Annotated in this window: 24 protein-coding genes; 18 read left to right on the forward strand and 6 right to left on the reverse strand. The window is 70.2% G+C overall.

Going from position 1 to position 22359, the window contains the following annotated elements:
- The first annotated feature begins 37 nt into the window (after positions 1–37).
- The 10 genes from ABD732_RS16805 to ABD732_RS16850 all read left to right on the forward strand — a co-directional run bounded on the left by ABD732_RS16805 (position 38) and on the right by ABD732_RS16850 (position 11673).
- Entirely contained in the window at positions 38–859 is an 822-nt protein-coding gene (locus tag ABD732_RS16805) for an ABC transporter permease (RefSeq protein WP_425553081.1), read from the forward strand.
- Positions 856–2511, forward strand: coding sequence for a dipeptide ABC transporter ATP-binding protein (locus tag ABD732_RS16810; RefSeq protein ID WP_344785638.1), 1656 nt, complete (start codon positions 856–858; stop codon positions 2509–2511). Before ABD732_RS16805 ends, ABD732_RS16810 begins: the two co-directional genes overlap by 4 nt.
- Positions 2508–3701, forward strand: a complete 1194-nt coding sequence (locus ABD732_RS16815) for an acyl-CoA dehydrogenase family protein (protein ID WP_344785639.1) — start codon at positions 2508–2510, stop codon at positions 3699–3701. Before ABD732_RS16810 ends, ABD732_RS16815 begins: the two co-directional genes overlap by 4 nt.
- On the forward strand, positions 3698–4921 hold the full coding sequence (locus ABD732_RS16820; RefSeq protein WP_344785640.1) for an LLM class flavin-dependent oxidoreductase: 1224 nt from the start codon (positions 3698–3700) through the stop codon (positions 4919–4921). Before ABD732_RS16815 ends, ABD732_RS16820 begins: the two co-directional genes overlap by 4 nt.
- 12 nt (positions 4922–4933) lie before the next feature.
- Complete coding sequence (locus tag ABD732_RS16825) at positions 4934–5896, forward strand: LLM class flavin-dependent oxidoreductase (RefSeq protein WP_344785641.1); 963 nt, start codon at positions 4934–4936, stop codon at positions 5894–5896.
- The gene (locus tag ABD732_RS16830; RefSeq protein ID WP_344785642.1) at positions 5893–7092 is read left to right on the forward strand and encodes an acyl-CoA dehydrogenase family protein; all 1200 of its coding nucleotides are present in this window, start codon (positions 5893–5895) and stop codon (positions 7090–7092) included. Before ABD732_RS16825 ends, ABD732_RS16830 begins: the two co-directional genes overlap by 4 nt.
- Positions 7093–7161: 69 nt before the next feature.
- On the forward strand, positions 7162–8196 hold the full coding sequence (locus tag ABD732_RS16835; RefSeq protein ID WP_344785643.1) for an aldo/keto reductase: 1035 nt from the start codon (positions 7162–7164) through the stop codon (positions 8194–8196).
- A 41-nt stretch (positions 8197–8237) separates the two neighbouring features.
- A complete protein-coding gene (locus ABD732_RS16840) occupies positions 8238–9305 on the forward strand; it encodes an aldo/keto reductase (RefSeq protein ID WP_344785644.1) in 1068 nt (355 codons plus the stop codon).
- Positions 9302–10369, forward strand: coding sequence for an LLM class flavin-dependent oxidoreductase (locus ABD732_RS16845; RefSeq protein ID WP_344785645.1), 1068 nt, complete (start codon positions 9302–9304; stop codon positions 10367–10369). Before ABD732_RS16840 ends, ABD732_RS16845 begins: the two co-directional genes overlap by 4 nt.
- Positions 10366–11673 carry an NtaA/DmoA family FMN-dependent monooxygenase gene (locus ABD732_RS16850; protein ID WP_344785646.1) on the forward strand — a complete coding sequence of 436 codons (1308 nt, stop codon included), beginning with the start codon at positions 10366–10368 and terminating at the stop codon, positions 11671–11673. The genes ABD732_RS16845 and ABD732_RS16850 overlap by 4 nt, the downstream gene beginning before the upstream one ends.
- Before the next feature lie 15 nt (positions 11674–11688).
- On the opposite strand, the gene pth is transcribed toward ABD732_RS16850, so the two are convergent.
- Both pth and ABD732_RS16860 read right to left on the reverse strand, forming a co-directional pair.
- Entirely contained in the window at positions 11689–12249 is a 561-nt protein-coding gene (gene pth / locus ABD732_RS16855) for an aminoacyl-tRNA hydrolase (protein WP_425553082.1), read from the reverse strand.
- Between the two features lie 8 nt (positions 12250–12257).
- A complete protein-coding gene (locus ABD732_RS16860; protein WP_344785647.1) occupies positions 12258–12875 on the reverse strand; it encodes a 50S ribosomal protein L25/general stress protein Ctc in 618 nt (205 codons plus the stop codon).
- A 179-nt stretch (positions 12876–13054) separates the two neighbouring features.
- Between ABD732_RS16860 and ABD732_RS16865 the strand changes: the two genes are divergently transcribed.
- A complete protein-coding gene (locus ABD732_RS16865) occupies positions 13055–13510 on the forward strand; it encodes a limonene-1,2-epoxide hydrolase family protein (RefSeq protein ID WP_344785648.1) in 456 nt (151 codons plus the stop codon).
- Between the two features lie 30 nt (positions 13511–13540).
- On the opposite strand, the gene arsC is transcribed toward ABD732_RS16865, so the two are convergent.
- Positions 13541–13882, reverse strand: coding sequence for an arsenate reductase (glutaredoxin) (gene arsC / locus ABD732_RS16870; protein WP_344785649.1), 342 nt, complete (start codon positions 13880–13882; stop codon positions 13541–13543).
- A gap of 32 nt (positions 13883–13914) precedes the next feature.
- Between arsC and ABD732_RS16875 the strand changes: the two genes are divergently transcribed.
- Positions 13915–14505 (forward strand): hypothetical protein, encoded by a 591-nt coding sequence (locus ABD732_RS16875; RefSeq protein ID WP_344785650.1) that lies wholly within the window; start codon positions 13915–13917, stop codon positions 14503–14505.
- Here the strand turns inward: ABD732_RS16875 and ABD732_RS16880 are convergent.
- Together ABD732_RS16880 and glmU are read right to left on the reverse strand one after the other, a co-directional pair.
- On the reverse strand, positions 14489–15466 hold the full coding sequence (locus ABD732_RS16880; RefSeq protein ID WP_344785651.1) for a ribose-phosphate diphosphokinase: 978 nt from the start codon (positions 15464–15466) through the stop codon (positions 14489–14491). The two genes, ABD732_RS16875 and ABD732_RS16880, sit on opposite strands and share 17 nt — an antisense overlap.
- Positions 15463–16932, reverse strand: coding sequence for a bifunctional UDP-N-acetylglucosamine diphosphorylase/glucosamine-1-phosphate N-acetyltransferase GlmU (gene glmU, locus ABD732_RS16885; RefSeq protein WP_344785652.1), 1470 nt, complete (start codon positions 16930–16932; stop codon positions 15463–15465). The genes ABD732_RS16880 and glmU overlap by 4 nt, the downstream gene beginning before the upstream one ends.
- Positions 16933–17015: 83 nt before the next feature.
- On the opposite strand from glmU, the gene fabG reads away from it, so the two are divergent.
- Entirely contained in the window at positions 17016–17771 is a 756-nt protein-coding gene (gene fabG / locus ABD732_RS16890; protein WP_344785653.1) for a 3-oxoacyl-ACP reductase FabG, read from the forward strand.
- 19 nt (positions 17772–17790) lie between these two features.
- Here fabG and ABD732_RS16895 read toward each other — a convergent pair whose 3' ends face one another.
- Positions 17791–19017, reverse strand: a complete 1227-nt coding sequence (locus tag ABD732_RS16895) for an oxygenase MpaB family protein (RefSeq protein ID WP_344785654.1) — start codon at positions 19015–19017, stop codon at positions 17791–17793.
- Positions 19018–19195: 178 nt separating this feature from the next.
- Here ABD732_RS16895 and ABD732_RS16900 point away from each other — a divergent pair, with 178 nt between their 5' ends.
- From ABD732_RS16900 to ABD732_RS16920, 5 genes are all read left to right on the forward strand, one after another.
- Positions 19196–19855: a TetR/AcrR family transcriptional regulator gene (locus ABD732_RS16900; protein ID WP_344785655.1), complete on the forward strand. Its 660-nt coding sequence runs from the start codon at positions 19196–19198 to the stop codon at positions 19853–19855.
- A gap of 28 nt (positions 19856–19883) precedes the next feature.
- A complete protein-coding gene (locus ABD732_RS16905; protein ID WP_344785656.1) occupies positions 19884–20279 on the forward strand; it encodes a hypothetical protein in 396 nt (131 codons plus the stop codon).
- 17 nt (positions 20280–20296) lie between these two features.
- Positions 20297–20521, forward strand: a complete 225-nt coding sequence (locus tag ABD732_RS16910) for a hypothetical protein (protein WP_344785657.1) — start codon at positions 20297–20299, stop codon at positions 20519–20521.
- Between the two features lie 164 nt (positions 20522–20685).
- Positions 20686–21495: an MlaE family ABC transporter permease gene (locus tag ABD732_RS16915; RefSeq protein WP_344785658.1), complete on the forward strand. Its 810-nt coding sequence runs from the start codon at positions 20686–20688 to the stop codon at positions 21493–21495.
- The gene (locus ABD732_RS16920; RefSeq protein ID WP_344785659.1) at positions 21495–22355 is read left to right on the forward strand and encodes an MlaE family ABC transporter permease; all 861 of its coding nucleotides are present in this window, start codon (positions 21495–21497) and stop codon (positions 22353–22355) included. Before ABD732_RS16915 ends, ABD732_RS16920 begins: the two co-directional genes overlap by 1 nt.
- Positions 22356–22359: the final 4 nt, after the last annotated feature.

Genomic DNA, 22359 nt, shown 5'->3' on the forward strand with positions numbered 1-22359 from the left:
GAAGACCGCAGCGGCGTCATCGCCCACAGCCGTCGCCCTGCACTATCTGCGCCGGTACTGGGCGCTCGGGCTGGCCTCGGCCGTGGTCCTGGTGGCGCTGTCGTGGGCAGTGCTCCCGGGGGTGTTCACCGCTTACGATCCGCTCGCGGTGAACCAGGCGCAGCGTCTGCTGCCGCCGTCCGGAGAGCACTGGTTCGGCACCGACCTGCTCGGGCGTGATCTGTACAGCCGCGTCGTCTACGGAGCCCGGGCCTCGCTCGCCGGCGCCTTCCTGGCCGTCGCCGTGGCGGTGGTGGTGGGCTCGGCCCTCGGGGCTCTCGCGGGCTGGTTCGGCGGTGTCGTCGACCATGTGGTGATGCGGGCGGTGGACGTGGTCCTGTCGATCCCGAGCTTCCTGCTGGCGATCAGCGTCGTGGTGCTCTACAGCGCCAAGACCGGAACCTCGGGACTGGTGCCCGCGGCGATCGCCGTCGGTCTGACGGCCTCGGCGAAGTTCGCCCGGCTCATCCGGTCCGAGGTGCTCAAGGTGCGCGCCAGCAACTACGTAGAGGCGGCCGTGACCAGTGGCTCCTCCACCTCGGCGATCCTGCGCCGGCACGTGATCCCCAACGCCCTCGGGCCGACCATCTCGCTCGCCGCGGTGGAAGTCGGCTTGGCGATCATCTGGATCGCCTCGCTGAGCTTCCTCGGTCTCGGTGCGCAGCCGCCGGACCCGGAGTGGGGCCTGCTGGTGGCCGACGGACGCAAGTACATCGCCACGCGCGACTGGCTGACGGTGTATCCGGCGCTCACCATCGTCGCGGTGGTGCTGTCGGTGAACTACCTGGCTCGTCATCTACGGAAACGGAACGAACTATGAGCAACGACCCCGTCTTGACGGTCGACGGACTGACCGTCGGCTACCGCTCCGGCCGGCCGGAACCGTCCGCCCTCGCCGGGCGGGTGCTGCCGGTGGTTCACGACGTCTCCTTCGAGGTGCGGCCCGGCCAGGTGCTGGCGCTGGTCGGCGAATCCGGCTCGGGCAAGACCACCACGGGGCATGCGATCCTCGGGCTGCTGCCGGAGAACGGGGAGGTGATCGGCGGCCGGATCGGCTTCGCCGGCCGCGACCTCACCGAGCTGTCGCCGAAGGGCTGGCGCACCGTCCGCGGCAGCGCGATCAGCCTGATCCCGCAGGATCCGACGGTCTCGCTCGACCCGCTCCGGCGGGTGGGCCACCAGGTGGAGGACGTCCTGCGGCTGCACACCGATCTGGATGCCGCCACCCGCCGGGAGCGGGTGTACGAGCTGTTCCGGATCGTCGGCTTCGACGAGGTGGAACGCCGCTACCGGCAGTACCCGCACCAGCTCTCCGGGGGCATGCGGCAGCGGGTGCTGATCGCCGCGGCGGTGGCCTCCGAACCGGACCTGATCATCGCCGACGAGCCGACCTCCGGGCTGGATGCGACGGTGCAGAAACAGGTGCTCGATCTGATCGACGAACTGCGCGACCGGCTGAACACCGCGGTGGTGCTGGTGACCCACGACCTCGGTGTCGCCGCCGACCGAGCCGACACCCTGGCGGTGATGCGGCACGGGCGGATCGTCGAGATCGGCCCCACGGCCCGGGTGGTGGAGGCGCCGCAGCACGAGTACACGCGCGAGTTGCTGGACAGCGTCCCGGCCCGCGCCGCGGCGCGGAACCGGTTCGGCCACCGCATCGATTCGGCGGCCGCACCGGTGATCGAGGTGACCGGACTGCGCAAGGTGTACGGCTCGGCGCCGCCGGCCGTCGACGGGATCTCGTTCGCGGTGCAGCCCGGTTCCACGTTCGCGATCGTCGGCGAGTCCGGCAGCGGGAAGTCGACCACGGCGCGGGTGCTCACCGGTCTCACCGAGGCCACCGAGGGACGGGTGTCGCTGTTCGGCACGGACGTGACGGGGTTGAGCCGCAAGCAGTTCCGGCCGCTGCGCCGCCGGGTGCAGTTCGTCTACCAGAACCCGTACGCCTCGTTCGATCCGCGGTTCGACGTCTTCGACGTGGTCGAGGAACCGCTGCGCGCCTTCGCCACCGGCGTCGCCCTTCCGCGGCGGCAGCGCGCTCGGCACCGCGATCAGGTGATCGCGGCACTGGAGGCCGCGGCCCTGCCGGCCGAGTTCGCCGACCGACACCCGCGCGAACTGTCCGGCGGACAGCGCCAGCGCGTCGCCATCGCCCGGGCGCTGGTGGCCGATCCGGAGGTGCTGGTGCTCGACGAGCCCATCTCGGCACTGGACGTCTCAGTCGCCGCGCAGATCATCGCGCTGCTGCAGAGACTGCAGGCCGAGCGCGGCCTGACCTACGTGTTCATCTCGCACGACCTCGCGGTGGTGGAGGCCTTCGCCGATCGGGTCGCGGTGATGTCGCGGGGACGGATCGTCGAACAGGGGCCGACCGCCGAGGTCTTCGCCTATCCGCGGCAGGAGTACACGCGCCGGCTGCTCGACGCCGTCGCCGGCCGGGAGCTGGCACGGAACGGAGTCTTCGCATGAGCGCCGTCCCGTACGATCGCTTCCGGGCGGTCTTCGCCGAACTCGCCGCGGGTGCGGCGCAGCGCGACCGATCCGGGGAGCACCCGTACGCGCTGGTGGCCGAGTTGGTCGCCGCCGGCTTCGGCAGGCTGCGCGTGCCGACCGAGTACGGCGGGTACGACGCCGACCTGCCGACGCTGTTCGGGCTGCTGGCCGAGGCCGGCGCCGCCGACTCCAATGTGCCGCAGATCCTGCGCGGTCACTTCACCACCACCGAGATCCTGCGCCGGGAGCGCGATCGGGCGGTCCGCGACCGCTGGTTCTCCGCGGTCGGGGAGGGGGCGGTGTTCGGCAACGCCCAGTCCGAGCCGTCGGCGCTCGCGGTGGATCCGGCGACGGCCACGCGCATCCATCGCGGCCCGGGTGGGCGAGCGGTGGTGTCGGGGACCAAGTTCTACTCCACCGGCGCGCGTTTCGCGGACTACCTCCGGGCGGCGGCCGTCGACGAGACCGGGCGCAAGGTGTTCGTGGTGCTGCCCGCGCGGCACGAGGGGGTCGAGCACGTCGACGACTGGGCCGGTATCGGTCAGCGCCAGACCGGCAGCGGCACCACGATCCTGACGTCGGTGCCGGTGGAGGACGACGGTCAGATCGGCCGCGAACTCGATTCGCTGCGCGGCCTGGACTCGTTCGTGCAGATCGTGCACCTGGCGAATCTGACCGGGATCGCCCGGAATCTGGTGGCCGAGACGGTCGAGGTGGTCCGCGGCCGCACCCGCACCAGCCGGCACGCCCTGAGCGAATCCGCCGCACAGGACCCGGACGTGCTGGCGGTGATCGGCCGCCTGCAGGCACGCCGGGTCACCGCCGAGACGCTGCTCGAGCATGCCGCCCGGCGGCTCGAGGAGGCGCACGCGCGAGACGACGAATCCTACTTCGCCGCAACCTATGTGGAGACCTCGACGGCGCAGATCGCCGTGATCGAGGCGGTGCTGCACGCCGCCTCCGAAGCGTTCGACGCCGGCGGCTCGTCGACGGTGCGGACCGGAGTGAACCTGGACCGCCACTGGCGCAACGCCCGGACCCTGGCCTCGCACAATCCCGTGATCTACAAGCCGCGCGTCGTCGGCGACCACCTGGTCAACGAGGTGCTGCCGGTGTCCGGCTACTACGGCCAGTTCGCCGGCCCCGTCGAAAGGACTGCTTCATGACCCTGCACATCAACGTCAACATCCTCAACGCGGGGGTGTTCGGCGGCTCCTGGCGGTTCCCGGGCACCGATCCGCTGGGGTCGTACACCATCGATCACTATTCGTCGATCGCGCGCAAGGCCGAGCAGGCCAAGCTCGACGCGGTCTTCCTGGCTGACGGCCCGGTGCTCGATCCGAACATCCGGCACCGCACCGGCAACAACCTGGAACCGACGACGGTGCTGGCCCGCCTGGCGGGGGAGACCGAACGGATCGGCCTGATCGGCACACTGTCGTCGTCGTACAACGATCCGCTGGAACTGGCGCGCCGTCTCGGCGATCTCGACGTGCTCAGCGGGGGCCGGTTCGGCTGGAACGTGGTCACGACGGCCGGGTCGGCGGCGGCGGCGAATTTCGGGCGCACCGCCGAGCCGCACCACGGACTCCGCTACCGGCGCGCCGAGAGCCTGACGCAGCTGGTGGTGTCCGAATGGGCGCGGCGCGGCGACTCGCCGCAGGGTCGTCCGGTGGTGGTGCAGGCGGGCGGCTCGTCCGACGGCAAGCGGCTGGCCGCGCGGGTGGCCGAGGTGGTCTTCTCCGCCGATCAGGATCTGGCCAAGGCGCGGGCTTTCCGCACCGGGTTGCGCGACGAGGCACAGCGTTTCGGCCGCCGGCCTGAGGAGATCGTCGTGCTGCCCGGTCTGTCCACCGTGCTGGGCAGCACCGAAGCCGAGGCGGCGCAGCGCCGGGAACTGCTCGACGAGCTGCTGCCCGACCCGTACGCGCGGGCGCGGCTGGCCGGTCAGCTCGGCTTCTCGCTGGACGGGCTGTCCGACGACGAGCCGATCCCGGCCGAACTGCTCGGCGACCCGGACCAGGCGGGCGGCTCGCAGACCTTCTACCGCGTGGTCCGCGAGATCATCGACCGCGAGAACCCGACGCTGCGGCAGCTGCTCAAGAAGCTCTCCGGCGGTGGCGGCCACCGCATCGTGGTGGGCACGCCCGAACAGGTCGCCGACGACATCGAGCGCTGGTACCGCGGAGGTGCTGCCGACGGCTTCAACGTGATGCCCGACGTGCTGCCCTCCGGCTTCGACGACTTCGCCGATCACGTGATCCCCGAGCTGGTGCGCCGCGGGCTGTTCCGCAAGGACTACGAGGGCGACACGCTCCGCGGTCATCTGGGGCTCGGCCTGCCGGCCGCCCCCACCCACATCGAACCGCTGTTGAGCGCGGGATAGGAGAGAACCACGATGAGCGTGTTCATCGAGATCGCCGTGGGCACGGGGCCCGGGCAGATCACCCCGGCCGAGGCGGACACCGTCGCCGAGCGCGCCGCCGTCACCGGGACGGCCGGGTTGCGCCTGGTCGACGAGGCGTGGGGGGTCCCGGCGATCGATCCGACGGTGGCCGGAGCCTATCTGGCCGGTCGGCATCCGGCGCTGAACTATCTGGTAGATGCGCCGACGACCGGGAACGCACCGTACAACCTCGCGCGCCGGGTGGCCTCGTTCGACCGGGCCACCGGCGGCCGGTCCGGACTGGTCCTGCGTGCGGGCGGCGGGGACGAGATCAGCGACGCGGTGGCGCCGGAGACGGAGCCGGCGACCGAGACCGGCCCCGAGCCGGCCGACCGGTGGGCGGAGTACGCCTCGATCCTGTCCGCGCTCTGGCGGTCGTTCCCCGCCGACGCCCTGCTGGGCAATCAGTCCGCGGCGATCGTGGTCGACGGCGACCTCGTGAAGCCGATCGACCATCGGGGACAGCGGTACCGGGTGGCCGGACCGCTCGACGGTCCGCCGTCGCCGGCCGGGCCGCCGCCGCTGGTGGCGGCAGATCCGGAACTGCTGGGGTGGACGCGGATCGCCGCGGTCGCCGACGCGGTGATCGTCGATGCCGGCCAGCTGGAGCAGGCGCGGACGGAACTGCCGGCCGCACTCGAACTGGTCGACCGCTCTGCCGCCGAGGTTGCGCTACTGGTGCGCGTCGACGCGAACGACATCGACCGGATCGGCGATCCCGCCGACCTTCCGCAGTGGGCGGTGACGGCCGGGGCCTCGGGGGTGATCCTCTCGGGTGCGGGAGATGTTCCGGCGCTGCTGGAGCTGCTGCGGAGGATCGCCGCACCGGTCACCCGGTCCGCGACGCTGCGCGACGCGCTCGGGCTGGCCACCGCTGCGACCGACTCGAGCACCGGTGCGGAGGCGCTGCGATGACCGCACTGGCCGATCGGGAGGAGTTGACCGTCGACGGCATCCGGTCCGCGGTGGCGCCGGTGCTGGTGCGGCTCGCCGCGTCGGCGCGAGACCGGGAGGCCGACCGCGCGCACGCCTTCGCCGAGGTGGCCGAACTCGCCGAGGCCGGCTTCGCCCTGATCGAGATCGACCGCAGCGAGGGCGGCGCCGGCGGCTCGGTGCGCGATGCGGTGGAACTGATCATCGACATCGCGCGTGCCGATTCCAATGTCGCGCAAGCGCTGCGGCCGACCTTCCTGGCCGCACATCAGATCGCCGAACGTTCCGACGGGGCCTTCCGCGAGCAGAACCTGGCCCGGTTGCGGTCGGGCGCCCTGTTCGTGGGCACCGGCAACGAGCGCAACGGCGGCCCCGGCGGCAGTGTGTCCACCACCGCCCGCCGGGTGTCCGGCGGCTACGTGGTCGACGGCCGCAAGTACTACTCGACCGGCGGATTGTATGCGTCGTACTTCTCCACCCAGGCGGTCACCGAGGAAGGGACGGTGATCCGGTTCACCATCCCGGTGGACCGGCCGGGGCTGGAGCGGCTCGACGACTTCGATGCCGTCGGGCAGCGCCTCACCCAGAGCGGGTCGACGGTGCTCGCCGGGGTGCACGTGTACGACGACGAGGTGGTCGTACCGGCGGAGGAGGTGCCGGACAATCCGTGGCGGGGCGCATTCGCACAGCTCTACCTGGCGGCGGTGCAGGCCGGGATCGCCGCGGCCGCCGCCGACGACGCCGTCGCCGTCGTTCGGGAGAAGGCGCGGCCGATCAAGCACAGCACCGCGGACAAGAGCGTCGACGATCCGTACGTGCGCGAAACGGTCGGTCAGATCGTGGCACGGGCGCAGGCCGCCCGCGCGGTGGTGGTGGTCGCCGCCGAGCAGCTCCAGGAGCTCCGGGGGCTGCACGGCGCGCGGGCGCGGGAGGCCGGAGCTGCTGCCGCTGTGCACGTCGCCGGTGCCGGCGTCATCGCGATCGAATCGGCACTGGCCGCGGCCGAGGCCTTGTTCGACGTCGGGGGCGCGACCCTCACCGATCGCTCCCTCGGCCTCGACCGGCACTGGCGCAACGCCCGGACGGCCGCCAACCACAATCCGCGTCAGTGGAAGGCGGCGGTGGCCGGAGCGTTCCACCTCACCGGCGAGGAGCCGCCGACCACCGGACTGTTCTGACCCCTCACCCCGCACCGAACTCCCCAGAAGATCTCGACCGAGAACCACAAGACAAGGAACCCACATTTCATGACCATTCGACCCGACCGCGTACTCGGCCGCACCGGCGTCAAGGTGACACCGCTGACGCTGGGCACGATGAACTTCGGCCGCTGGCAGGAGGAGGACGAGAGCCTGCGGATCTTCGGCGCGGCCCTCGAGGCGGGCATCACCGTCGTCGACACCGCCGACGTCTACGCCGACGGACGCAGCGAGGAGATCACCGGAAAGGCACTGGCGGGCCGGCGCGACGAGGTCTTCCTGGCCACCAAGTTCCACGGGCAGATCGGCGACGACCCGCGGCACGCGGGCAACTCGCGCTGGTGGATCACCCGTGCCGTCGAAGACAGCCTCCGCCGGTTGGGGACCGATCACATCGACCTGTACCAGGCGCATCGACCGGACCCGGAGACCGATCTGCTCGAGACGCTGACCACGCTCGACGGCCTGGTGCGCTCGGGCAAGATCCGCTACTACGGCACCTCGGCGTTCCCCGCGCACGAACAGGTGCGCGCGCACTGGCTCGCCGAGAAGCACGGACTGATCGCACCGCACACCGAGCAGCTTCCGTACTCGCTGCTGGTGCGCGGAGTGGAGCGTGAGGTGTTCCCGACCGTCCAGCAGTACGGAGTGGGAGTGCTCTCTTACGGCCCGCTGGCGGCGGGGTGGCTGTCCGGGCGGTACCGGATCGGCGGCGAGCAGCCCGAGTCTGCGCGTGCCGACCTGATTCCGGGCCGCTTCGACGTGGCCGCCGAGCAGAACCAGCGCAAGCTCGCCGCCGCCGATGCGCTCGCGACGCTGGCCGAGGAGAACGACCGGTCACTCGTCGACCTGTCGATCGCCTTCGCGCTCAATCACCCGGCGGTCAGCAGCGTGATCGTCGGACCGCGCACCCGCGAGCACCTCGATGCTTATCTGGCGGCCGCGGCCCGCGCCGGAGACGAGCCGCTCACCGACGAGATCCTCGACCGGATCGATCAGATCGTCGCGCCCGGCACGCAGTTCCTCGAACGCGACACGGGCCGGGACACCCCGTCCCTGCAGCCGGCGGCACTCCGCCGCTGACTCTCTGCCCCATCACCTATCCCTCTGAAAGGCGACAAACCATGTCCAATCGCACTCCTGAGCCCAACCGCACCCCCGAGTCCAAGCGCGTGTACGAAACAGCCTTCGCCGCGGACCCCGAGCGTTACGAGAACGCCGCCTTCCGGCGCGCCGGAAGCTCCGGCCTGGATCTGCCCGCCTTCTCCTTCGGGCTGTGGCAGAAGTTCGGCGCCGACTACGCCTACGAGACGCAGCGCGAGATCATCCTGCACGCCTTCGACCTGGGCATCACGCACTTCGACAACGCCGACCGCTACGGGCCGCCGCACCGGGCCGCCCAGCAGAACTTCGGCCGCGTCCTCGCCCGCGATCTGGCCCCGTACCGCGACGAGATCCTCCTGTCGACCAAGGCCGGCAATCCGATCGGTCCGAGTCCCTACCTGAAGGGCTCCTCACGCAAGTCGCTGCTGACCTCCCTCGATCACAGCCTCCGCGACCTGGGCACCGACTACGTCGACATCTTCTACAGCCACCGCCAGGACGACTCGGTGCCGCTGGAGGAGACCGTGGGCGCGCTGGTCTCGGCGGTGCAGCAGGGCAAGGCGCTCTACGTCGGGATCTCGAACTACCGGCCCGACCGGGCGCACCAGGCCGCCGAACTGCTCCGCGACGCCGGCGTACCGCTGCTCGTCCACCAGCCGCGCTACTCCATCTACGACCGCACCATCGAGAACAACGGCCTGCTGGAGGTCGCCGAGCAGGACGGCTTCGGTCTGGTGGTCTACTCGCCGCTGGCCCAGGGGCTGCTGACCGACAAGTACCTGGAGTCGATCCCGGACGGCGCCCGCGCCACTGCGAGCACCTTCTTGAGCCCGGACCAGATCACCGAGACCTACCGGCAGCGGACCGCCGAGCTCAACAAGCTCGCCGAGTCACGCGGGCAGTCGCTGGCCCAGTTGGCGCTGCAGTGGGTGCTCCGCAAGCCGGAGGTCACCTCCGCGCTCATCGGTGCCAGTTCGGTCTGGCAGCTCGACCACAACGTGGCCGCGCTGGACTTCGCGCCGCTGACCGATGCCGAGCTCGCCCTGATCGAGGAGCACGGCGTGCACGGGACGGGGCTCAACCTGTGACCGGCGCGCCGGCGTGGGCCCCGGCGGTCGGGGCCGGAGTGCCCGACGGCCGTCCGTTCCGGCTGAACTTCCTGCTGCATCTGGACCGGGACCAGCCGCCGGAGGAGGCGTACGCCGAGGCCGTCGACCTGTTCGTGGCGGCCGAGGAACTGGGCTACGACTCGGGCTGGGTGATCCACCGGCACTTCCGGCAGGGCAACGAGCACGTCTCGTCCCCGCTGGTGCTGTTGTCGGCGATCGCGCAGCACACGCGGCGGATCCGGCTCGGCACGGGTGTCTACGTGCTTCCGCTCGACGATCCGCTGCGGGTCGCCGAGGACGCGGCCACCCTCGACGCCCTCAGCGGCGGCCGTCTCGAACTCGGTATCGGCTCGGGCCCGTTCCCGAGTGCCTGGGAGGCGTTCGGTGCCGATCTGGACGACCGGCACCGCCGCTACTCGGCCGCCGTGGACGGTCTGCACCGTGCGCTGGAGGGCCGGCCGGTGAACTCGCTCGGCGAGACCGTCCATCCGCCGGGCGGCCGGGTACGACGGCGACTGTGGCAGGCGACCACCAGTGATCCCGACCACGCGCTCGCCGCGGTCACCGCGGCGGCGCGCGCCGGAGACGGTCTGCAACTGTCCCGGGCCAGTGCCTGGCGCGGCGGCAGCGTCGCCGATGCGCTGGCCCGCCAAGCGTCCTGGATAGCGGCCTACCGAGAGGCGTGGGCCGATCCGGTCGCGCCGCCGCGGGTTCAGGTCTCGCGTGCGGTGTACCCGCACGAGGACCGGGACGAGGCGGTCCGCCTGGTGACACCGGGCGTGCGGCGCTGGCAGAGCTGGAGCACCTCGGGAGCGCCCAAACCAGCGGAGTCGGTCGAGGCCTATCTGGCGGCTGACCGCGCGCTGATCGGTCCGAGTGCCGAGCTGGCCGCCGAACTGGCGGCCGACCCGGCACTCGCGCAGGCGACTGATCTGCTGGTCAGCTTCGTCCCGGGGGTGCCCGGGCACGCCGAGCATCGGCGCCTGCTGGAGACCACGGCGCGCGATCTGGCGCCGCGACTGGGCTGGAGGCCCGCGGCATGAGTACGTTCCATCTGAATCTTTCGCTGATGACGCCCGGCCACTTCCGGCAGGCCTGGCGACTGCCGGAGCGCGATCCGCTGGCCTACCTGGACGTCGACCGCTTCGTGTCACTCGCGCGACTGGCCGAGGAAGCCGGGATCGACGCGGTGTTCCTCGGTGATGCCCCGGCTCTGCGCGGCGAGATCGACTCGGCACCGGGGACCGGCCTGGACCCGGTGGTCCTGCTCGGCCACCTCGCGGCGGTCACCGAGCACCTGGGCATCATCGCCACCAGTTCGACCACCTTCAACTCGCCCTACAATCTGGCCCGCCGGTTCCAGGCGCTCGACCACGTCACCAAGGGGCGCGTGGCGGTCAACATCGTGACGACGGCGGCACCGGCGGCGGCTGTCAACTTCGGGCTGGCGAGCCATCCGGACAAGCAGACGCGCTACCGGCGGGCGTGGGAGTTCCTCGACGTCGTGACGCGCCTGTGGGACAGCTGGGAACCGGACTGGCTGATCGCCGACAAACAGGCCGGCCGGTACGCCGATCCGGACCGCATCCGGCCGATCGATCACGTCGGCGAGTTCTTCTCGGTGGCCGGTCCGCTGCCGGTGCCGCCGGGTCCGCAGGGGCGTCCGGTGGTGGTGCAGGCGGGAGGTTCTTCGGGCGGGCTACGGCTGGCGGCCGACTTCGCCGATGTGGTGTTCACCGTCGCGCAGACGCGCGAACGGGCAGTGGCCTTCCGGGACGAGGTCCGCAGCCGGGTCGCCGGCGCCGGACGCGACCCGGAGGCGGTGAAGGTGTCCCTCGGCGTCGTGGTCCTGATCGGGAAGAACCGCCGCGACGTGCAAGAGCGCCTGGCCGAGCTCGCCGAGACGCTGCCGACCGAGGCGATCGCCGCGCGGCTGTTGAACGATCTCGGTCTGGACCCCGACTCCTTCGGCCTGGACGATCCGATCACCGCGGCCGATCTCCCGGCGGAGCTGCCGGGCAGCGAGTTCTCGACCGGCTTCGGGCTGGCGCTGCGCGGACTGATCACCCAGGGGCCGATCACTCCGCGGGAGCTGGCGGTCGGCAGCGCGGGCGGGTCGGGTCACCGGCTGCTCGCCGGGACGCCGGCGCAGATCGCCGACGATCTGGCGGACTGGTTCGCCGCCGGCGCCGCCGACGGATTCACCATCATGCCGGCGGACACCGACGTCGATTTCGAGCGGTTCACCCGGTGGGTGGTTCCGCTGCTCGCCGAGCGCGGGCTGTTCCGGACGGACTATCCGGCGGGAGGTCTGCGCGGGCGGCTGGCACCGGTACCGGTCGGCTGACCTCCGGGGCGCCACTCACCAGGCGTGGACGACGTTCTGCGCCGCTTCCAGCCCCTGCTGCACCAACAGCTCGGTGGCGTCGGCGCCGTTGCGGATCAGCAGGTCCACCTCGGCGCGATCGGCGGAGGGGAACGGTTTCAGGACGAAATCGGCGGGGTCCTGCCGCCCGGGCGGGCGGCCGATACCCAGCCGCACCCGCTGATAGTCGCGGGAACCGAGGGCCGCGGTCAGCGACCGCAGGCCGTTGTGACCGCCTTCGCCGCCGCCCCGCTTGAGCCGGACCTGACCGAAGTCGATGTCGAGCTCGTCGTGCAGCACGATCACGTCCTCGGCGGCGACGCCGTAGTACTTCGCCAGCGGGCCGATCTGGCGGCCGGTGACGTTCATGTAGGTCCGCGACTTCGCGACCAGCACCGGGTCGCCACCGATCCGCAGGGTGGCCACCTCGGCGCCGGACTTGCGGTGCGCGGTGAACTTCTCGCCGTACGAGAAGACCAGGCCGTCGGCGACCATCGCGCCGATGTTGTGCCTGGTCTTCTCGTAAGCGGGACCGGGATTGCCCAGTCCGACGATCAGTGCCGGAATTACTCCGCGGCTTCCTCTGCCGCGGTCTCCGCCGCGCCCTCTTCGCCCTCTTCGCTCTCGGGCTCAGCGGCCTGCTGGGCCTCGTTCACCGAGACCACGAGGGTGTCCTCGGCCGAGATCAGGGTGGAGCCCTCGGGCAGCTCGAGGTCGCCGGCGTTGATGTTGGTGACGGCGGGCAGACCCTCGACCGAGACGACGATGTTCTCGGGGATGTTCATGGCCTCGGCCTCGAGCTCGATGTAGCTGGCGTCCTGGATCAGCAGGGTGCCCGGGCCGGACTCGCCCTCGATCAGGATCGGGACCTCGACGACCACCTTCTCGCCGCGGCGGACGATCAGCAGGTCGACGTGCTCGATGTAGTTGCGGACCGGGTGGACGTCGACCTGCTTGGTCAGCGCCAGCTGGCTGGTGCCGTCGATGTCGAGATCGATGACGGCGTTGGTGCCGTTGGCGCGCAGGATGGCGGCCAGCTCCAGGTTCGGGAGCAGCAGGTGCTTCGGGTCGGTGCCGTGGCCGTACAGGACGGCGGGGACCAGGCCGTCGCGGCGAGCGCGGCGGGCCGCGCCCTTGCCGGTGCCGGTGCGGTCGGTGGTGGTCAGCTTCATGAACTGGGCCATGGGGGCTCTCCTCTACTCGTGCGGCCCGATCTCATTCGGGCCCGCTGGGTGGTTACGCGGCAGACGACGGCCGAGACGATCAACCACCCGCCGAGCGGGGAGAATTCTTCCTCGTCGCGCCGATAACGGTGATCGAGTCACCCTCGCCGAGACAACGGCAGCCAGACTACCATGAGGCGATGACCTCCCAGAAACCCGTAGACCTGGTGAAAGACTTCTTCACCAACCTCGCTCAGGGGCGGGTGGACGCGGCGCTCGCCGACGTCGACGACGCCATCGTCTACACCAATGTCGGCACGCCGTCGGTGCGTGGCAAGGACCTCTTCGCCAAAGTGATGCGCGGCCTCAACGGCAAGTACATCGCCTTCGACGCGGAGATCCTGGCGATCAGCGCCGACGACGACGGCGTGGTGCTCACCGAGCGCATCGATCAGCTGTCGATCGGCCCGCTGCGGATGACCTTCTGGGTGTGCGGGCGCAACGAGGTGCGCGACGGGCGGATCACCGTCTGGCGCGACTACTTCGACTTCTGGAACGTCACCCGCGGATTCGTGCGCGGCGTCGCCGCGCTGATCGTGCCCGCGCTGGCGCGGCCGCTGCGCGATCCGATCTCGCGCACGCCCCTGTCTGCCTGAATCAGCTGTCCGCCTGAACGTCCCCGCCGGTCAGAGGATCGCGTCGACGTCGTCGATGGGGCGCGCCAGCACGGTGCCCTTGTCGGTGACGACGAACGGGCGTTCCACCAGCACCGGATGGGCCACCATCGCGTCCAGGACGGTGTCGTCGTCGGCGTCGGCCAGGCCCAGTTCGGTGTACAGCTTCTCGCGCTTGCGGACCGCCTGACCGGGGGTGAGGCCCGCGTCGGCGAACAGCTTCTGCAACTGCTCGCGGGTCCAGCCGGTGTCGAGGTACTTCACCACGGCCGGTTCCACGCCCGCCTCGCGCAGTTTGTCGAGGGTCTTGCGGGAGGTCGAGCAGCGGGGATTGTGATAGATCGTCGCGTCCACATCCTCACCGTACCGCCGCTACGGTGAGACACATGACTGATGGTCGAGTCGTCGTGATCGGCCGCCGGATCGCGGCGGTCGTGTTGCTGGGAGCGGTCGGCCTGCTGGGCTCGGTAGTGCTGGCGCCCGGCATCGCCTGCGCCTGCAGTTGCATCGCCCTCGCCCCCGAATCGGTGGTCGAGCGGGCCTCGGCGGTGGTCGTCGGGACGCCGGTGGCCGTGGAGGAGTCCGGGACGCGGGCGCGGTACACCGTCGACGTGGCGCGCAGCTACAAGCAGGCCGTGCCCGAACGGATCACGGTGAGCAGTCCGTCGACCTCGGCCGCGTGCGGGCTGTCGCCGGAACTGAACGTCGAACGGGTGATCGTCCTGGCCGGCCCCCTCGAGGACACGAACCCGGAGGCGGCCCCGGACGCCGACTGGCACACGACGCTCTGCCAGAACCTGGGGGCCACCGAGGAGATCCTGGCGCACGCGGGTGAGCCCATCGCCCCGACCGCCGCCGATGCCGACGACCCCGGCGGACTGTCCGCGGGCGCACGCGCCGGGATCGTCGCCGGGGCCGTCGGTGGACTGCTGGTCCTGGCCGCTGCCGGGTGGCTGCTGGTTAGGCGCTTCCGTTGAACAGGCTGGTCACCGACCCGTTCTCGAAGACCTCGCGGATGGTCTGAGCCAGCAGCGGCGCCATCGACAGCACGGTCAGGTTCTCGAACTGCTTCTCCGGGCCGATCGGCAGGGTGTCGGTCGCGATGACCTCCTTGGCGCCGCACTTGGCCAGGCGCTCGGCGGCTGGGTCGGAGAAGACGCCGTGGGTGGTGGCGATGATGACGTCACCGGCGCCGGCCTCCTTGAGGACGGTCACCGCACCGGCGATGGTGCCGCCGGTGTCGATCATGTCGTCGATCAGCACGCAGGTCTTGCCGGCCACGTCACCGACCACGCGGTTGGACTTGATCTCGTTCGGCACGTCGGGGTCGCGGGTCTTGTGCACGAAGGCCATCGGGGCGCCGTCGAGCGCGTCGGCCCACTTCTCGCCGACCTTCACGCGGCCGGCGTCGGGGGAGACCACGCAGATGTTCTCGGTGCCGTAGTGCTCGCGCACGTACTCGGCCAGCTGGCCCTGGGCGTGCATGTGGTCCACCGGGCCGTCGAAGAAGCCCTGGATCTGGTCGGTGTGCAGGTCGACGGTGATGATCCGGTCGGCGCCCGCGGTCTTGAGCAGGTCGGCGATCAGGCGCGCGGAGATGGGCTCGCGGCCGCGGTGCTTCTTGTCCTGCCGGGCGTAGGGGTAGAAGGGGAGAATCGCGGTGATGCGCTTGGCCGAGCCGCGCTTGAGCGCGTCGATCATGATCAGCACCTCCATGATCCACTCGTTCATCGGTGCCGGGCAGCTCTGCATCACGAAGGCGTCGCTGCCGCGCACCGACTCCTCGAAGCGGACGAAGATCTCGCCGTTGGCGAAATCGCGCGCGGTCTGCGGGGTGATCTTGACCCCGAGATGCTCCGACACCGCCTCCGCCAGTTCGGGGTGAGCGCGGCCCGAGAACAGCATCAGGTTCTTCTGGGCGTCGGTGGTCCACTTCATGAGCTGCTCTCCTCTTGGGCTGTCCGGGCCGCCTGGGCGGCACGGCTGGTGGGTCGTTTCTGCAGTACCCAGTTCTCGATGTTGCGCTGCCGGCCGGCCGAGACGGCGAGCGCCCCGGGCGGTACGTCGTCGCGCAGCACCGATCCTGCGCCGGTGTAGACGCCGTCGCCGACGGTCAGCGGCGCGACGAACATGTTGTCCGACCCGGTCCGGCAATGCGAACCGATCACGGTGCGGTGCTTGTTCTCCCCGTCGTAGTTGACGAAGACGCTGGAGGCGCCGATGTTGGTGTACTCGCCGATCTCGGCGTCACCCACGTAGGTGAGGTGCGGCACCTTGGTGCCGGTGCCGATGCGGGCGTTCTTGGTCTCCACGAAGGTGCCGATCTTGCCGTCCGCGCCCAGGTGCGTGCCGGGACGCAGGAACGAGAACGGGCCGACGGTGGCGCCGTCGCCGATCACGGCCCCGCCACCGTGGGTGCGGATCACCTGCGCGCCGTCGCCGACGACCACGTCGGTGAGGGTGGAGTCCGGGCCGATCACCGCGTCCGCGCCGATCGTCGTCTCGCCGTGCAACTGGGTGCCCGGGAGGATCCGCGCGTCCTGGCCGATCTCCACGTCCACGTCGATCCAGGTGGTCGCCGGATCCACCACGGTCACCCCGGACAGCTGGTGGCGACGGATCACCCGACGGTTCAGTTCGGCGCCCAGCTCGGCCAGCTGGACGCGGTCGTTGCAGCCGGCCACCACCACGGGGTCGTCGACGACGTGCGCGCGGACGGTGCGGCCGGCCTCGCGGGCGATCTGCACCACGTCGGTCAGGTAGAGCTCGCCCTGCGCGTTGTCGGTGGACAACTCGCGCAGCGCCGCGCGCAGCACGGTGGTGTCGAAGGCGTAGATCCCGGCGTTCACCTCGGTGATCTTCCGCTGCTCCGGGGACGCGTCCTTGTGCTCGACGATGGCGGTCACCTCGCCGTCGGTGCGTTCCACCCGGCCGTACCCGGTGGGGTCGTCGACGGTGAAGCTGGTGAGCGTGACCGCGGCGACCGGGTCGGCGGTGTGCGTCTCGACCAGTTCGCGCAGCGTCTGCGCGTCCAGCAGCGGCGCGTCGGCGACGGTGACCAGCACGGTGCCGGCGAAGTCGTCGGGCAGTCCGGTCAGGCCGGCGCGCGCGGCGTCACCGGTGCCGAGGGGCTCGTCCTGGACGGCGACGGTCACCGGGCGGCCGAGGTCGGCGGCCACGCGCTCGATCTCGGCGCTGACCCGTTCGCGTTCGTGGCTGACCACGCCGACCAGGTGGTCGGGCGTGATCCCGGCGGCGCCGTGCAGGGCGTGACCGACCAGGGAGCGACCGCCGATCTGGTGCAGGATCTTGGGCGTCTTCGACTTCATCCGGGTGCCCGCACCGGCCGCCAGAACGATGACGGCGAGTCGCCCGGGGTTCGGGCCGCTGGGCTTTCCGGTCATCCAAGTCCTCCGCGGGGCCGCGACGATGTCGCAATGTGAAGCGTGCGGGGGAAATCCTACGCAATCGCAGTAGGGTTCCCGGCATGAGCACACAGAAAGTAGCAATTGTCACCGGTGCGGCCCGTGGAATCGGCGCCGCAGTCGCCCGCCGTCTCGCCGAGGACGGTCTGGCCGTCGCGGTCCTGGACCTCGACGCGCAGGCGTGCGCCGAGACCGTCGAGAACATCAACGCAGCCGGCGGCAAGGCCATCGCCGTGGGCTGCGACGTCTCCCAGGAAGACGACGTCGCCGCCGCCGTGGATGCGGTCACCGCCGAGCTGGGCGCCCCGACGGTGCTGGTGAACAACGCCGGCGTCCTCCGCGACAATCTGCTGTTCAAGATGAGCGTCTCCGACTGGGACACGGTGATGGCCGTGCACCTGCGCGGCGCCTTCCTGATGAGCCGGGCCTGCCAGCGGCACATGCTCGACGCCGGCTGGGGTCGCATCGTCAACCTGTCGAGCACCTCGGCGCTGGGCAACCGCGGACAGGCCAACTACTCGGCCGCCAAGGCCGGCATGCAGGGGCTCACCAAGACGCTGGCGCTGGAACTGGGCCGGTTCGGCGTCACCGCGAACGCGATCGCCCCGGGCTTCATCGAGACCGACATGACGCGTGCGACGGCCGAGCGCATCGGCGTGCCGTTCGACGACTTCATCAAGGCCTGCGCCGACGACACCGCCGTGAAGCTGGCCGGCCAGCCGGACGACATCGCCAACGCGGTGTCCTTCTTCGCCGACGAGCGCGCCCGGTACGTCTCCGGTCAGGTGCTGTACGTCGCCGGCGGCCCCAAGGCCTGACCCGCGGGGCCTCACCGGCTCAGCGGTACTTCGGGTTGTTCTGCTCCGGGATCGTGATGTTGATCGGCATGCGTAGCTCCGCCATGTACAGCAGCACGAACTGGCGCAGGAACTCGTCGAACAACCAGTAGGTCTGCCTGGGCAGCCCGACGTCGAGAAGGCCTTCGCGCACCATCACGTACGGGCCCCAGGAGGTCTCGAGTAGCGGCGACCACACCGGTTCGCGAGGGATGCGGAGCCAGCCCGCGATCTCGTCGCCGAGCATGTAGCGGGTGATGGCGCCGAGCACCCCGCGGGACAGGATCGTCAGGTCCAGGTTGTTGCCCAGATCGAGCAGCATGTCGGCGAGCTTGCGGCCCTCCGGGGTGGGCGCCAGGATCGGGTCGAGCACCTGGCGCGCCTGCGACTCGGCGGTCGTCCAGTTCGCTGGGATGTACTCGTCCCGGATGCCGAGCATGTGCGCGCTGAGCTGCCACGAATGCAGGAAGCCCGCGCTCTCGGCCGGGTCGACGGGCACGCCCCACTTGCGGAACTGACGCATGGCGCTGGTCGGCAGGCTGTGCCAGGTGACCATCATGTCGGCCTGGCTGATGGGCAGCTTCTCCTGGTCTTGCGCGCCGTTCTGCCAGTGCGGCGACTTGGGCAGCAGGTAGCGCACCCCCGAATGCGCCATTCGCGTCTTGACGCAGGTGATCATCATCTCGCCGTCCGGCGCGAAGGCGTTGTGGGTGCCGATGTCGTAGCCGAGTTTCGCCGTCTTGGTGATTCTGTCTTTGAGGTCGTGACCGCCCTTGGAGTAGTAGACGGCGCGGGCCTCCCGTGGGATGACGGTGCTCATCATGCCGCTGACGAAGCCGTAGATGACGCCCAGATAGGTGCCGCGCTTCTCGTTGAAGCGGGTGGCCGCGGCCAGTTTTCCGTGGTCGGCCCACGACGGCAGGCGGCGCGCCTGGGTGAGGAAGTCGCGCAGATCGGTGGGCAGGCCGGTCGGCAACGGCTGGCCGTTGCGCGTCCACGAGCGGAGGATTCCGTTGACCTTGCCGATGTCGCCGCGGGCGGCGATGTCGGCGATCACCTGATCGCAGTCGGGATCCCACACTCCGGCCGGATCGGCGCCGGTGCCGCTGCCGGGGACCGAACCCGCTGGGGACCAGGTCCACGGGAGGGCCTGCGCGGCCGTCAGTGCTCCGGTGGCGCCGAGGACGGCTCCGCCCTTCAAGACTGTTCTGCGGTTGATCGGCTGCATGTGTGACTCCCTGGGATGGCCCGACTCGCTCCGGATGTGACAACCATGTGAGGTTTGTAACACTCTGACACGGCGTGGTCTGGATCACAAGAGGTCGATGCTGCCGCTGCGGGGTGACGTAGCGTGGTGCGGAGGTCGGGGTGAAAGAGACTGAGGTGTGGCAACTGAATTGACGCCTGTGAGACAGGACTCGCTCATCGAGCGGGCCCTGCGCGAAGTGGCGCGCGACGGCGCCGAGCCGGCCGGTGGACGAGAAGACAAGACGCGCACCAAGCTCCTCGACGCGGCCTACGAACAGTTCTGTGCGACGGGGATCGCCCGTGCCTCCATGGAGGAAGTGGCGCGCCGGGCCGGTACCGCGCGAATCACCATCTACCGCAAGTTCGACAGCAAGGACGCGCTGGTCGACGCGGTGATGCTGCGGGAGTTCCAGCGGTACTTCGGCGAGTTTCGCGCCGAGATGGCCAAGGCGCAGACCGCCGCCGACCGGGTCGTCGCCGGGTTCGTCACCTCGCTGCGCACCATCGGCCGCAACCCGCTCATCACCAAGCTGCTGGAGATCGAACCCGCGTCCGTTCCCGGCCTGGTCGGAGGCGGCGACAGCCGCACGATGTTTCAGGTGCGCGACTTCGTCGCACATCAGATCCGGATCGAGCAGGAGGCCGGGACCATCGGCGCGGAGGTCTCGACGATGCTCGCGGCCGACATGATCGTGCGGATCACCGGTTCGTTCCTGACCTCGCCCAGTGATCTGATCGAACTGGACGACGAAGCGACGCTCACCGAGGTGGCGCGCGAGTTCATTCTGCCGCTCGTTGGTCTCGGCGCTCTTTCGTAATCGGCCGGCCTCTGGCACCATCGCCGACATGAAACATGTCGGGATGTTTTGTAACGTCGCGCTCGTCGTCGCCTTCGGGGCGGGAACGACGGTGCTGGGGGTCGGTGAGGCCTCGGCGGCGCCGGTGCCGACCGTCGCGGTCACCACCTCCGGGGCGGCGGACTGGCAGGTCACCTTCGATCGGGGCAGGGCGCCGTCCTCCGCGCGGTGCGTGGTGGCGGTCGGCGGCCGGACGACGACGCCGCCGGAGCAGGTGCGCACGGTGGTGCTGCCGGGCCGGTCGGTGCGGGCGGGCGCGCATCCGGTCCGCGTTCGCTGCGGCCGGTCGGTCAGTCCGACCGTGTGGCTGCACGCGCCGCGCAACCAGGTGAACGACATCGGGACCTGGCTGTCGAACGGCACCGCCGGAATCATCGGCTACTGACGGGTGAGCGCGAGCCGGTGCGTCGGCTCGCGCTCACCGGAACCGCGGTCTGCCTGCCGCTGGTGATCAAAGACTTCGCCGAGTGCTTCGTGATCGCCGGCGACCGCGTCGAGTGGTCGATCGCCGGTTCGCTGCGCTGGGTGGGCCGGCTGCCGTGGCGGCTGCTGGTGCCGCTCGCCCGCCCCGTGTTCGCATTCGTACTCCGGCACGCGCTGCGACCGGGCACCTTTCGGATCCGCTGACCTCTACCGATGAAACACGTGACGAGGAAGTGTCACATTTCATATTTGATGTATGTTACGTTCGGTTCGTGGTTGTAACATCGACCACGTGAGGTCGGGGGACCGCGACGCCGCATCCACCGAACCCGCGACCACTGGGTCGTCACCTTCGATGGGGGTCAAAGATGGCGTTCGAACTGCCCGAAGCCAAGGGGCCGGTACGTGATCTGGCGGTAGAAGCCGGTCACACCCTCGGGTTCGCCCTGCAGTCGATCGGTGCTCTGGTCGTCGCGGTTCTCCGACTTCGCCTCTCGATCAGCGAGACCCTGAATCAGACGGTCTTCATCGGCCGGGTCAGCACCGGTCCTTCACTGCTTCTGATGATTCCGGTCGGCGTCTTCATCGCGGTCTCGGTCGGCGAGCTCGCCGGGCGTATCGGGGCCGGCGGCTACTCCGGTGCGGTGGTGGCCTTCATCATCGTCGGACAGGCCGCCGCTCTGGTCTGCGCACTCATGATGGCCGGTGTCGCCGGCTCGGCGATCTGCACCGACCTCGGCTCCCGCAAGATCCGCGAAGAGATCGACGCGATGGAAGTGATGGGCATCAACGTCATCGAGCGTCTGGTGGCGCCACGGATCGCCGCGGCGATCATCGTCTCACTGGTGCTGTGCTCGCTGATCACCGTCGTCGGAGTCGGGGCCTGCTACCTCTACCACCTGTACGTGCAGCATCTGCCCGCCGGCGCCTTCATGGCGACCTTCAGCCAGTACGGACGCACCAGCGACTTCGTCATGGCGCTGGTCAAGGCGACGATGTTCGCGCTGCTGTCGACCATCGTCGCCTGCTTCAAGGGCCTGCACGCGCGCGGCGGCCCCAGTGGTGTGGCCGACGCCGTCAACGAGGCGGTGGTGATCGCCTTCGCGCTGGTCTTCGTCTTCAACACCATCCTGTCCGGGTTGTACTCGGTCATCGTTCCTGCGGTGGGGGCCTACTGATGGTCGGCGCAGACATGTCCTTGCGGGTCCGTACCGGCTATCAGCGCCGGTACGACGCGCTGACCGGCGGCGTGGTCCGGTTCGGCGAATACGTCACCTTCATCGCCCGGGCGATCGGCGCGGTGCCCTACACGCTGGTCCACTACCGCAAGCACGTGGTCCGGCAGGTCGCCGAGATGACCTTCGGCACCAAGTCGCTGCTGTCCGGCGGCGGCACCATGGGGATCGTCCTGGCGATGTCGCTGGCGGCGGCGATGATGCTCGGCGTCGAGACCTACCGCGGCCTGCAGCTGGTCGGCATGACCTCGTTGTCGGGCATGCTCGCGGCCATCGCGAACACCCGCGAGCTGGCGCCGGTGGTGGTGGCGATCGCGCTGGCGGCCAAGGTCGGCACCGGATTCACCGCGCAGATCGGCGCCATGCGCATCTCCGACGAGATCGCCGCCCTCGACGTCATGGCGATCCGGTCGATCCCGTTCCTGGCCACCACCCGCATGATCGCCGCGATGGTGTGCGTGCTGCCGATCTACATGATCGGCCTGCTGGCCAGCTACCTGGCCACCCGGCTGGTGGTGGTCTGGTTCCACGGCGAATCGCCCGGCACCTACGACTACTACTTCCACCTGGCGCTCACCCCGACCGATCTGTTCTATTCGGCGATCAAAGCGGTGGTCTTCGCCGCGATCGTGACGCTGGTGCACTGTTCGTACGGCTACTTCGCCTCCGGCGGACCCGAAGGGGTGGGCCAGGCCGCCGGCCGTGCGCTGCGCACGTCGATCCTCGCCATCGGCATCTTCGACGTCATCTTCACCTTCGGTCTGTGGGGCCTGGTCCCGCAGATCCCGGGATTGGGGTTGTGACGCG

Source organism: Gordonia caeni (assembly GCF_039537105.1).
GTDB lineage: Bacteria > Actinomycetota > Actinomycetes > Mycobacteriales > Mycobacteriaceae > Gordonia > Gordonia caeni.

Excerpts from the sequence above, each read along its gene's own strand:
- ABD732_RS16830 (WP_344785642.1), top strand. The coding sequence starts at position 5,893 with ATGACCGCACTGGCCGATCGGGAGGAGTTGACCGTCGACGGCATCCGG.
- ABD732_RS16835 (WP_344785643.1), top strand. The coding sequence starts at position 7,162 with ATGACCATTCGACCCGACCGCGTACTCGGCCGCACCGGCGTCAAGGTG.
- ABD732_RS16850 (WP_344785646.1), top strand. The coding sequence starts at position 10,366 with ATGAGTACGTTCCATCTGAATCTTTCGCTGATGACGCCCGGCCACTTC.
- ABD732_RS16895 (WP_344785654.1), bottom strand. The coding sequence starts at position 19,017 with ATGCAGCCGATCAACCGCAGAACAGTCTTGAAGGGCGGAGCCGTCCTC.
- ABD732_RS16915 (WP_344785658.1), top strand. The coding sequence starts at position 20,686 with ATGGCGTTCGAACTGCCCGAAGCCAAGGGGCCGGTACGTGATCTGGCG.
- ABD732_RS16875 (WP_344785650.1), top strand. The coding sequence starts at position 13,915 with ATGACTGATGGTCGAGTCGTCGTGATCGGCCGCCGGATCGCGGCGGTC.
- fabG (WP_344785653.1), top strand. The coding sequence starts at position 17,016 with ATGAGCACACAGAAAGTAGCAATTGTCACCGGTGCGGCCCGTGGAATC.
- ABD732_RS16820 (WP_344785640.1), top strand. The coding sequence starts at position 3,698 with ATGACCCTGCACATCAACGTCAACATCCTCAACGCGGGGGTGTTCGGC.
- ABD732_RS16815 (WP_344785639.1), top strand. The coding sequence starts at position 2,508 with ATGAGCGCCGTCCCGTACGATCGCTTCCGGGCGGTCTTCGCCGAACTC.
- glmU (WP_344785652.1), bottom strand. The coding sequence starts at position 16,932 with ATGACCGGAAAGCCCAGCGGCCCGAACCCCGGGCGACTCGCCGTCATC.
- ABD732_RS16860 (WP_344785647.1), bottom strand. The coding sequence starts at position 12,875 with ATGGCCCAGTTCATGAAGCTGACCACCACCGACCGCACCGGCACCGGC.
- ABD732_RS16880 (WP_344785651.1), bottom strand. The coding sequence starts at position 15,466 with ATGAAGTGGACCACCGACGCCCAGAAGAACCTGATGCTGTTCTCGGGC.
- ABD732_RS16865 (WP_344785648.1), top strand. The coding sequence starts at position 13,055 with ATGACCTCCCAGAAACCCGTAGACCTGGTGAAAGACTTCTTCACCAAC.
- ABD732_RS16905 (WP_344785656.1), top strand. The coding sequence starts at position 19,884 with ATGAAACATGTCGGGATGTTTTGTAACGTCGCGCTCGTCGTCGCCTTC.
- ABD732_RS16825 (WP_344785641.1), top strand. The coding sequence starts at position 4,934 with ATGAGCGTGTTCATCGAGATCGCCGTGGGCACGGGGCCCGGGCAGATC.
- ABD732_RS16840 (WP_344785644.1), top strand. The coding sequence starts at position 8,238 with ATGTCCAATCGCACTCCTGAGCCCAACCGCACCCCCGAGTCCAAGCGC.
- ABD732_RS16920 (WP_344785659.1), top strand. The coding sequence starts at position 21,495 with ATGGTCGGCGCAGACATGTCCTTGCGGGTCCGTACCGGCTATCAGCGC.
- ABD732_RS16810 (WP_344785638.1), top strand. The coding sequence starts at position 856 with ATGAGCAACGACCCCGTCTTGACGGTCGACGGACTGACCGTCGGCTAC.